At 34.6% G+C, this 11,915-nt stretch carries 6 protein-coding genes; 2 read left to right on the top strand and 4 right to left on the bottom strand.

Going from position 1 to position 11,915, the window contains the following annotated elements:
• Positions 1 to 66: 66 nt before the first annotated feature.
• Positions 67 to 2,640 carry a bacterial Ig-like domain-containing protein gene (locus BMX40_RS04500; protein ID WP_090867285.1) on the bottom strand — a complete coding sequence of 858 codons (2,574 nt, stop codon included), beginning with the start codon at positions 2,638 to 2,640 and terminating at the stop codon, positions 67 to 69.
• A 354-nt stretch (positions 2,641 to 2,994) separates the two neighbouring features.
• On the opposite strand from BMX40_RS04500, the gene BMX40_RS04495 reads away from it, so the two are divergent.
• Positions 2,995 to 4,551: a glycosyltransferase family 2 protein gene (locus BMX40_RS04495; RefSeq protein WP_090867284.1), complete on the top strand. Its 1,557-nt coding sequence runs from the start codon at positions 2,995 to 2,997 to the stop codon at positions 4,549 to 4,551.
• Positions 4,552 to 4,976: 425 nt separating this feature from the next.
• The gene (locus BMX40_RS04490) at positions 4,977 to 6,950 is read left to right on the top strand and encodes a CDP-glycerol glycerophosphotransferase family protein (RefSeq protein WP_090867282.1); all 1,974 of its coding nucleotides are present in this window, start codon (positions 4,977 to 4,979) and stop codon (positions 6,948 to 6,950) included.
• A gap of 86 nt (positions 6,951 to 7,036) precedes the next feature.
• Here the strand turns inward: BMX40_RS04490 and BMX40_RS04485 are convergent, their stop codons facing one another.
• The 3 genes from BMX40_RS04485 to BMX40_RS04475 all read right to left on the bottom strand — a co-directional run bounded on the left by BMX40_RS04485 (position 7,037) and on the right by BMX40_RS04475 (position 11,619).
• Positions 7,037 to 8,812, bottom strand: coding sequence for a phosphodiester glycosidase family protein (locus BMX40_RS04485; protein ID WP_090867280.1), 1,776 nt, complete (start codon positions 8,810 to 8,812; stop codon positions 7,037 to 7,039).
• Between the two features lie 325 nt (positions 8,813 to 9,137).
• A complete protein-coding gene (locus tag BMX40_RS04480; RefSeq protein ID WP_090867277.1) occupies positions 9,138 to 11,132 on the bottom strand; it encodes an acyltransferase family protein in 1,995 nt (664 codons plus the stop codon).
• Positions 11,133 to 11,358: 226 nt separating this feature from the next.
• Positions 11,359 to 11,619 carry a hypothetical protein gene (locus BMX40_RS04475; protein WP_090867275.1) on the bottom strand — a complete coding sequence of 87 codons (261 nt, stop codon included), beginning with the start codon at positions 11,617 to 11,619 and terminating at the stop codon, positions 11,359 to 11,361.
• Positions 11,620 to 11,915 lie beyond the last annotated feature (296 nt).

Raw genomic sequence — 11,915 nt, 5'->3', positions numbered from 1 at the left:
ACAGAAATAAACCTCTGTAGGGTTCCTATATATAAAAGCACATATTTCATTTCCTAAAACAAAAGCTTACAACTCAAAATTAACCACAATCGGATTCTTCAGTTCTACTCCTGCCTCAGACTTAACGGAGGTATCCACATAAAGGGAGTATTCCCCTTCTGGATATCCATCGGTAGGTGCAAAAATATAAACACTTTTTCCGTCCTCTGTTACTTGCAGATCAATGCCTTCCACAAACTCAGCTTGATGACGAATATACACGTTTTCATTCTTCACTACAGTGCTTGGATCAATTGGTATTGAAAAGTCAATCTTAAGTACCTTCATTGGTTCCATATCACGTAACGTAGGTGAGTCTTCTGTCATATCTTTGAGCCCGGTGGATGCTTTATACTTTTCTAGCTGTTGTTCTAGTTCTTCCTTCTTGTTATCAGGTACATGTTCTTTACCTTCTTTAGCCGTGTCATACTCCCACAGCTTAACGGTATCTATAGCGTTAGTGAGCTTTTCCATTACTTGATCTACTTTATCAAGAAGCTTGTCTACAAAGCTTTTTTTCGTAATCGCTGTTATCGATACACCGTCACTTTCATTTCCCTTATCATCTACAGTTGTAATAGTTATTGGATATTGTGTATTTGATGTAAGACCTTCAAATTGATACGTTCCGGAAGTCGTTTCACCAACTAACTCTCCATAAAGGTATACATTCGTTTTCGTAAAATCTGTATCAGAAGGATTTTTAAAACGAACCTCTACAGTATCCGTTGTTGTATCTGCTTGTAAATCAGTCACTTCTTGTGGAGGTGTTCGATCTTTTCCTTTTACTTCTACTCGAAAATTAACTGTTTCAGTATGATAGGTGACTGTTAACCACTGTGTTCCAATTCGATTCGTATCATAGCCACTTACCATGTCCGTGGTCACTTCCACGTCAGTAGTTGTACCAAAATTGGAACGTGTTTCTATAACGGTACCTGTTACATCAAAGTTTTCGCCTTCGATGTAGGTATCCTTATCTGGTTCAGATTTAATGATGATATCTATCATTTCTTCCTCTGCACCCACTAAAGCTAGATTACTAAGCTCAGGAAAGTGATACGCCTCATTTCCTTCTGTCGTCCATGTAGTCTGGTAATCAAAGTCCAAGAATGTAGTTGGATCTAGTAATTGTTCAAACGTGCTTTTCAATGTCCCTTCATCAGAACCCATACCTGTACTAGATCCTATTCCATAACTCTCAGTATTTAAATAATAATTATTGATTACCTGCGTTCCTGATTCTTTATTCTCCCCTACAATTCCACCACGGTCTCGAGGGTACATACTTACGACATAAATATCACCTATATTATACGTATTCTTGATATGTGCTTCATTTGTTCCAGCAATTCCTCCTGCATTATACTGCGCCTTTATATAACCAATGTTATAACTATCCTGGATCTTCGAATTAGACCCATTAGATGCAGTAATTCCACCGGCACTATGTCCATTTCCTTCTATATCTCCAGTATTATATGTTCTCTGAATGGTAGAGTTATATAAAATACCAGCTATACCACCAGCGATGAGATCAGAAATAATGTTTCCATTGTTATAACTATCCGTAATAATGGAGCTATTTCCCAAGTATCCAACGATTCCTCCTCCATATCTATCGGTTTGGATGGTAGCTGTATTTCTGCTGCCTATAATTGTAGAAGAGTTTGTGAGCCTTCCAGCTATCCCTCCCGCATCAGAATCAGATGTAATAATTCCCTTATTTACACTATCGATAATTGAGGAGCTAGAAGATCCGACAATTCCTCCTACCAAATTACTTCCTTTAATTTTACCCGTATTCGACGTATTTCTTATTTCTGTACCTGAAAAATAGGAGGTGATTCCACCTGCATTATCATTACCGGTTATATCACCTAGGTTATCACTGTCTTTTATCGTTGAACCATCATACCTTATTTCTCCAACAATACCACCTGCATTGTTAGCTTCAATAGTCCCAGAATTCGAAGATCCAAGAATGATTGTCCTTTCCGCATATCCTATTAATCCCCCAGCATAGGAATCAAACATAGAGCTTGCGCGTACACTTCCATTGCTATTTGCGTTCTCTATGACTGGATCAATATCATTATAAGAGAGCGAATCGATATACCCAATAATCGATCCCGCATAAACATCGGATGTTTCAGAAAATACTGATGTGTTTTCAATTTCTATTACACTATTTACCATTTCGATATTCTTAATAGTGGGTTCTTTTCCATAACCAAATAAACCAGCATAAATTTCTTGATCCGATTTTATATTAATCTTCATCCCGGTAACTTGATAGCCATTTCCATCAAGCACACCTGTAAATGGGTCTGCTTTCGTTCCAATTGGTTCCCAACCAGATCCACTATTATAATATGTTCCCCCCTGTGAAGTCGCACTAGAAAGGTCTATATCATTCATTAGAATATAATTACCACTTAAATTCCCCCGTATATTATTTAAATCCTCTACCGTATAAACTCCTATATAACCATCTGGCACCTCGGATAGTTGATCAGCACTAACTAACGTATTGTATGGATAGAATAAAGCTACACTAAGTAAGATGATGAAACAAGCTATTAAACTCTTTTTGATCATATTGCTACCTCCAATATAAATGAAAAACTCAGTTGATGCCGAAAAAGCATCAACTGAGTGAAAATATATTATACACTTCTCTTAGTTTAACATGACTATGGCTATAAACTTGAAGAAACCTTTAACCATTAATGGAAGGCGTTGGATAGAAAGTAACCCTTGCCCAATTATGGTAGGGGTTCATAAGTCTTACATCAGATGACTTTACAAGGGATGCTAAACGATAAAATATCGAATAAGTAATTCTTTTTGTGACCAAAATAATGGTAGTTGCTAAGATTATCCAAGTTTATAAATTATTAGTTTCAGCAACATAATCAAATTTACGCCCTACTAAAGGAATGACGTGAAGACATGATGAATAAAACCAATTTATTAAATAATACATTTTTAAAACCTTTTAATAAACTTAAAAAACAGCAAAACTATACCGTTCATAAACAATCAACAAATACCCACAAAGATTACCTCGTTACTGTAATTTCCCCCGTTTATAATGGGGAAAGCTTTTTAAAAAAGTCGATTCAGTCTGTAATGGATCAAACTATAGGGTTTCAAAATATCGAATACATACTAGTTGACGATTGTTCTACAGATCGTTCGAAGGAAATATTATTGGAATTCCAAAAGAAATATGAAAACATTACCGTAGTTCTGTTAGATTGTAACTCTGGTTCACCTGGGTTACCTCGTAATGTTGGTGTGAAATTAGCTACTTCACCCTATATCACTTTTTTAGATTCGGATGATTGGCTTCACCCGAATGGCTTACAAGTTCTCTATGAAATTTCAGAAAGTACAGGAGATCCATATGTTGTAGGAAGAACAATTAAAGTAGAAAAAGGAGGAACGAAAATAATTGGGGAACACCAATGCTGTAAAGAAAGGAGAAGTGTATCTCCCCTTTCCATCCCACATATATTTCACCATCTTGGGCCTACTGCAAGAATGATGCGAGCTGCTTTTATTAAAGAACAGCAGATCGAGTTCCCAAAGATGAAATTCGGAGAGGATAAACAATTTTTCATTGATGTTCTAACCAATTGTAAGTCCATCTCAACAACTACAAAACCAATTTATTATGTCAATCGATTGGAGGAGACGAAAAATACCCGATTAACAAATCAAACAAATATATTACAAAAAACAAATTATAATTTACAAGTAATCCACTACATCTTAAATCGCGAACTTGACATCGAAATTGAAAAAATGATTGTAAATCGAATCTATGAGTATGATTTATTAAGAGGTCTTTTTACAACACCACATTTCCAGAATACAAAATTAAAATTGCTTTACTATTATTTGTTCAAACAAATCATGAGGACAACGAAAAAGAAATTCGCCTATGATTTTTCGGAGCGTTTTTTTCAACCTATTCACAAGGTAATCTATGAATTATTACGTGAGGGTAAATATCGTGCGGTAACAAAGCTGTTGGAATGGGATAAATCAAAAAAAGTAAAGGAAATAGTCATTAAAAACCAGAAGCCTTATATTGTTACACCCTTTACGGAGGAAAAATATAAGTATATTTCTTTGCCCGTACATATCACATTTAAAATGCATAATTGTGAAGGAAATATGTACAAGCTTCACTTTCAAGTATATGGAGAATCCATCCATTCGATAACAGATATATTAATTCGCGACCAAAAAAATGCCCACAACGAATATGCGTTACCCGTGGATATAAAAGAAAATGGAGAAGGGTTTATCCAGTTCAATCTTGACTTATTAGACAGGGAACTACCACCTGCCAATTACTCCATTTTTGTAAGATACAATGATTATATGAGAATGAATATTAGACAGCAGATTAAAGATGAAATTAAACATCGATACAAAAATAGGCAATTTAATATTTACCGAACAAATTATTCCAACCTTGCTCTTAAAATAAATTGATCTTTCAATCAGTTGAGGAATTCTTTATCACCCACTGATTGTTGTATGAGCTAATCGGACGGATATTTGGCTTTCAGTTAATCACCCACTTAACCACCTCGGTATTACTTCATAGTTTGAAGTTGGGGTCTTACGGCGCACAGAACCTGTTAGTGTACACTATGCGACGCGACAGGACAGCACGTTTATGTTAGCCTGCAGTTTAATATGGGATAAATGAATAACAGGAAGCTAAGTACTTCTATTTGGTTAGGGGCTATTCACACTTCTCCGTATGAAGGGAAGCAAAAGAACCGTCCCATTGCTTCCCAATAAATGGTAGTTTAATTCGAAAAGGGTTTAGATATAATAAAAAAACAACTCTAGAACAGCTCACATTTAATATTCGATTTCTGTCATCTATTAAGAATAGGAGTTGGAAATACGTGGTACACCAAGAAAAGTTTGCAGAAGTAGAAGATGGAAGACTTTCTTTTATTAATGGTTATTGTGATTTTAATGGAAACAAATCCGTTATAAACAAAAGAAGAAAATATAATAAGAAGTATATTGTATATGATAAATTCGGTAAAGCAATTATAAAAAACGACCATGAACAAATGAAAATCATAGATCAGGTTCAATTGGATAATGAAAGGATTGTTTTCTATATCGATTCACAGAAGCGTGTGTCGTTTTTTCGGACCAAACAATCGAATTATTCCATTGATAAAGTAATAAATAAAGTTGAACAAACTCCTATCTTTAGAAATATGATTATATTGTTTTTCTCTGCTTTTTATTTCATTGGAATCATGCGTTTTAGGAATTATGACTTTAATGAAGCTAAACTCACCTTAGGCTATGATAAGTCCATTGATTATAAAATAAACTTTTTATTTCCCGTTACCATCAGGTCCAAATTTCGTATGAATACGAATTTATTATCCCTATTCATACATCTGTATTGGGTACGGATCCCCATTAAAGATATCTACAAGCACTATGTTCGTACAAGTGATATAAATACACCTATTTACATTAGAATAGTTAACCCTGACATTCATTTTATTTATAATATGAAGTCGAATGTACAACATAAATACAACAAGAAACATTATCTTTATAACACTCGTTCTCTTCGATTAAAAAGAGAAAACATGGAATTGTTTATTCGTAAATCAATTACTGGACAATATGTAATAGTGACAACGAACATTTTGAATAAAACTGTTATTATTAAAGAGTATTTAGCATACTTTTTAGGGAAATTAATTACCTCTAACAGACATCAGTATAATATTTATTTTGAAAAGTTTGCAGCTGGGGCTTCTGAATCCGCGTTTGAATTATTCAAACATGCCTATTCTCAAGGTGATCAATGTATTTATGTTCTAGATCGAAATCACCCCCAGTTTTCATCTCTTAAATCAACTTTTAAAAATGCATTGGTTGCTAAAAATAGCTTTGCTTCTTTTTATTACATTTTTTTAGCTCGAAGTTTTATATCCTCCGATTTGTCAACACACATCCAAAGGAGGTTATATGACAATGATTATTTAATTAAAAAGAAAATATTAGAAAATAAGAATAAAATCTTCTTACAACATGGTGTAAGTCTTGCCACTAATGTGTTCGAAAGAGGTTATTATAATAGAAAGGTACCAATTTCGCCAGATTATGTTTTGGTTAATTCTAAATTTGAAATGGACTTATTTATTGATAAAACAAATTATGGAGCAGATAGACTGATACCTACAGGTCTTCCAAACCTTGATCTTTATTTCGATACTAGAAATGAATCCAAGGAAGAAATAACCTTTATGCTAACATGGAGACCTTGGGATTTAACTGGAGATATTAAAAGTGAAAGTTATTTAGACCGCTACTTTTCATTTTTAAAGATGATTGAAGAACAGCATTTCTATGCTAATAAAAAAGTAAATGTGATTCTTCATCCAAAATCTAAAATTATTCTCCAAGACCAGTTCCCGCAAATTTATGAGCAATATAAACACTTGTTTTATGAAGGAGACATTAAGGAAGCTCTAATCAGGAGCAAGGTTCTTATCTCTGATTATTCATCTGTTGTGTTTTATGCATTTGCTGGTGGAAGTAATATCATTTTTTACTGGGAAGACAAAGTAATAGCTGAAAGAGAATATGGTGCACCGAATATTCTGCAAAAGGAGATTGCATTCGGTGACATTGCATATAGATTTCATGAATTACAACCACTTATAGAATTTAATTATTCAAGACAACAATCATACAATTTTAAATATAACTTTACAAAGTTAGTTGAATATAATAGTGGTAATAATACAGAAAACACATATAGATACATCTACAATCACATTTTCAGAGAAGAGATTCCTGTTAAAGCATTAAAGGAAAAACAATCGTTCCAAGGTAATTAAACACTTCACCAAAGTAAACAATAAGATTACAAACGAACCTATAATATTTTGGTTGTTTGTAATCTTTGTTATTCTATCGTTTTCTTTTATTCTATTTCATTTGAATAATTAGCAGCCCTGTACAGAAAGGTTGCAAATTGACCTCTTGTTATCGGAACATTAGGATGAAAATCTCTTAATTGATTGGTGATCTCTAAATTGGCCAATATTTGTACACTCTTTCTATGCGATGGGTCAACATTGGACAAATTGATATTCTTATATGATCTATTATCCTCCAACCCAAAAGCATTCACAAGTGTTGTAGCCATCTGTTGTCTTGACATCATATGATCAGGAAGAAAATTCCGATTACTCCCAATAAATATACGAGCTTTTCCAACTGCTGCAATGTAATCAGCATATACATCATCCGCTTCCACATCCACAAATAATTGCTCTACCTCTTTCGCTTTTGGTAATGTTAATCCTAATGCTTTTGTGAACATAATTGCAGCATGTGATCGACTTAAGTCTTCATTTACGCCAAACATATTATGTGGGTATCCGTTTACTCCCTTACTCTTGATCCAATTTATCCCTTTGTAATGTGAATTCCGATAGCTAACATCATTGAAAATCCTATTACTCGGTTCCGTATCTACAGCCATTAAAATCGTTGAAGCTCCTCTTTCGGAGCCATCAGATGGAGTATTGGCAACGTCGAGGGAGGTATTACCTGGGTAGCGCACAGCCATTAATGTCGATCCACCACCATCAAGATTGATCGCACGGTCAATGCCTAAGCTAGCTATATAGGTTGCAAATTGATGTAGGTCCATTCCGGGACTCTCATTCCCCTGTCGACCGTCAACTGTAATAAAATATACATTGTTTCCATTACGATCAACAGCAACAGCTGTTCTGGGTGCAACCTTTTTTGCTAGTGGACTAGTTGGGTCAATTTTCATGTCAACCTTCCCATCCTTTACAAGTTGTGGCCCACCAGCAAGCATAAACTCCGAGCCTTTCCACTTATCATTGATATCAATATTCATTTCAACTGTATCGCCTATTCTCATTTTCGCAAGTTGGTTAGACGCTGTGCCATGTCCAGAAAGCACAAAACCATTCTCCGGTATTTTCAGAGGCGTTTTATTCCCCTTTTTTCGAATAGCACTAACTTCAGCTTTATATGTAGAGCCAAAGGTAAGTTCTGGGTGAAAGGATGTTTCAAATAAAACTTCTGTTCCATATTCATTTGTTCCAGTAGTAGATTGATAGAAATCTGATGTATACAGAATCATATCATTCGATTTACGTGGTTCATTGTTTCCGTCTATGTTGAAAGTTTTTCCTTTATATGTATAATTGAATGTTAATTTATAGTAATCAATTAAGCCCTTTCCACTAGCATCTATTCCAAAAGAAATTGGCTCATTCACATGGCTACTCTTATCAGTCGAAACTGACCCAGCAAAAACCAACTGATTATTTTCTGAGATAAGATTGATAGGTATATGATCCCTTACATTATAAAAGGAACCATTTATCGCACCAAAGACTTGATTTCCTGGCTGATTATATTTTTTGGCTTTTAAACGAACGGTTTCTAGATGATTTAATGGGTCTGCTTTTCCTAATTTAACCTTTGTAAAAGGATCCGACAAATTAATTTGCATTGAATTAATGTGATTTTGAGAAATACTATCTATGTATGTTAAATCTTTAAAGGAAATTCCGTATGATAGTTTAATTTGCTCATTCACCTTTTGTGTAGCAGCGTGAGTCGGTGAAGGTGAATCGATATGATATGCAAACAGTATATAGACCAATAAAATTATAATAAGTCTCTTTAAATTAAAAATATTGTGCTTGTTCATGCTGCAGTTCTCCCTCTATTTATTTTACAAAATTATATTCATCGGACGTTATCATGCCCCCTTTTTCTTTTATTTTATTACATCGTACCACGTGCTTCCATATAGTATAGAAACCTATCTATTACCTCATATATATAGCTTTTTCACATATATAATTCATCGAAGAATCTATCAATTTATAAAGAGGGTTTGGATAGGTTGGTACTAATTATAATCTATTCATTAGTAGAAAACTATTAAAAGCAGCATTTCAGACATAACAGGGTTCCAAAAACCCCCTTGCTTACTTCCAACAAAGGGGTTTCATTTTAATACTAAAGGGATCCTAATAAGAAGCTAATCTTCCCCTTTTTTCTAGTATTTCCATAATCTTCTTTTCGAAAATTGGTCCGAAGCTTTCTGCATAGGTGTTTGTTATGTGATCACCATCACGGTAAATGATGATATTACCAATGATTGGTTCATATTCTCCATCGACTTTAAAGTAATCACTTAAATCAAATGTATAAAGAGACTTGTTCTCCTGTTCAAAGTTGATCCAATAGGCTTCATCTTGTTGACTTTTCTTTTCTTCGTTCATTTTCTTTTTTGTCTTAGCGACCCCGTTCATCTCTAAGGATTCTAGCACATTAAATCCAAACCTTGGGTTATCACGAACAACTAAGACATCCATACCATACTCTTCTTTCACATACTCCAGTTGATCAATCATTTGCTGTTGGATTTCTGGCTTAGTTGTATCAGAAGCCGTCCCTTGACCTATGACGAGATCGATATCGGCATCTTCAAGGTAGTCTAGCACGTTCTTATTCCATGTTGCTTTAGGCGTACCCTCGTTATAACCAGTGGAAAAACGTGTTCCAGATCGTGTCAATGACAAAACGCGAAAATTATGATTCTCCGTCGCTTCTAGAATGGCCCCCAACCAATGTTCAGCATGAGAGCTTCCTACCAGTGCGATGGTTGCATCGTACATTTCTAGTTCTCCGTATTCCCCAACACGTACACTCGTTTCCTCCAACGTTTGATTACTACCATCAAGATGTGAAATCGGTAAGTCATCAAAAACCTCCGAATAAGACGGGATGGGCTCTCGATACGGTACATCAACAACCCCACTAGCTGCCATTGCACCAGGGTAATCTGCAGAGGTAATCTTGGCTTTAGGTTCGAGTTGTACATTAACTATCAGAGCCACAATGATTAGTATATTCACTATTCCCATTATCGCTAGTCTACGAAAAGCGAATCGATTTACTTTCGCTCGTCTAACTGGTTCTTCAATAAATTTTGTCATCAAGAAAGACAGGATAATAGATATAAGAATAATTAACATTCCTATTATTATTCCTGGATCTTCCGCTATATTGTATCGATAGAACATAAGTAAAACCCAGTGCCATAAGTATATTCCAAACGAAATTCCTCCCAATTTTACCATGAGAGGATTGCCTAAGAAACGTTTTACACTGTATTTCGTTTCCTGTTCGCCGGATAAGATAATGAGCAAGGCACATGCCATCGGCCATAAGGCGATATAGCCAGGAAACATTTGTGACACTTCAAATATCATTCCTGTCACAATTAAGCCAACTAAGCCAAGCCAACCTATAAAAGCGGCGATAAACTTGTTAAGCTTTATCGATGATAAATTGACGCAAATCAAACCTCCCAAAGCAAATTCCCACACGCGCGTAAAGGTTATAAAGTAGGCTAAAGGCTGATTGACATGAGTTAGATAAATGGAATAACACAATGAAATAATGAACAACAATCCCAATACGATGTTAATAAGCTTTCTCGGGTTATATTTAAATTTTCTAATCATCAATAAAATAACAGTAAAAATTAGGAACCATATGATATAGAACTGGCCTTGAATGGACAATGCCCAAAAGTGTTCCACAGGTGACTTCATTTGACTAACATCTAAATAGTCTGTACTCGAAATCGCTAATTGCCAATTCTGGTAGTAAAACATCGAAGCGATCACTTCGCGTATTGTTTTATGAAAAATGGATGCAGGCAAAAAAAAGAAGCTACAAACCAAAACAATACCTAAAATGAAAAACACGGAAGGAAAAAGCCGTTTCATCAATTTTGATACATACGGCCAAAAACGAAAGGCTCTCGTTTTATTGATAGTAGAAATAATCGATGTTGTAATTAAAAAGCCCGAAATAACAAAAAACACATCAACTCCACCAGAAACCCTATGGAACCAAATATGATATACAGCCACTAGCATTGCAGCTACAAAGCGTAGTCCTTCTATTTCAGGCCTAAACTTTCGCTCGATATTAATTAATGGTTGATCCATTCCAGTCCAGCTCCTATTTAAATACACATAGTATTTTAAAATTATATCATAAAGAAATTGGGTTTAATAGGCATTGTTAGTTGATGCTATGGAGGTAAAAGAGGGGTTATAATTCAAACTGTGATAAAACCATTCTCGCCCACACCTATAGTAAATCATTTCACTAATAGAAAGGTTTAAACTGTTTCGTTATCTAGAATTCCAATTTCACTATACTATCAAAAGTTCATTTGCTGCTCGTTTGCTTTATTTTTTTATAAGGGCTCTTTACGGCCTTTAAGATTGCCATAATTATTGAATAGATTACAAGACCAATTACTATATCCGTTATTCCTCCGATATATGCTACTTCCTCCGTTCCCATAAATGCATTATCAGCATACCAAGCTATATCATTAATTGTTGCACCAATAAATAAAAATAGAAAGATGGTTAATAAAATCTGTAATAAGCTGCTTATATGATAAGCTACTTTTGATGCTCCCATAAATTCATACTCTCCTCATGATCGTACTTTTTCTCTTTTTATTGTTAAACATTCAGCTATTCCCTAAAAAAGCATCTAACTACCACACTTTTCCACCTTGGCAATACCCATTTTATCATAATATTTCCCGTAGACAACCAAATAATAGGTATATAGTAATTAATAATGGTGATTAATTAGTGAGATAAAAAAATAAAGGACGAAAACGTAATGGTTATTTGAATATTCTAAGGGGGACTGAGGTATAGACAGTTTAAGAATTTACATGTTTAGGCGACTATAATAACTTCTACATA

Origin of the sequence: Oceanobacillus limi (assembly GCF_900111445.1) — a bacterium.
GTDB classification, from domain to species: Bacteria; Bacillota; Bacilli; order Bacillales; family Amphibacillaceae; genus Ornithinibacillus; species Ornithinibacillus limi.
This window is presented reverse-complemented; position numbering and strand designations above follow the sequence as displayed.

Coding starts and splice junctions, on each gene's coding strand:
- BMX40_RS04500 (WP_090867285.1), bottom strand. CDS start 2,640: ATGATCAAAAAGAGTTTAATAGCTTGTTTCATCATCTTACTTAGTGTA.
- BMX40_RS04495 (WP_090867284.1), top strand. CDS start 2,995: ATGATGAATAAAACCAATTTATTAAATAATACATTTTTAAAACCTTTT.
- BMX40_RS04485 (WP_090867280.1), bottom strand. CDS start 8,812: ATGAACAAGCACAATATTTTTAATTTAAAGAGACTTATTATAATTTTA.
- BMX40_RS04480 (WP_090867277.1), bottom strand. CDS start 11,132: ATGGATCAACCATTAATTAATATCGAGCGAAAGTTTAGGCCTGAAATA.
- BMX40_RS04475 (WP_090867275.1), bottom strand. CDS start 11,619: ATGGGAGCATCAAAAGTAGCTTATCATATAAGCAGCTTATTACAGATT.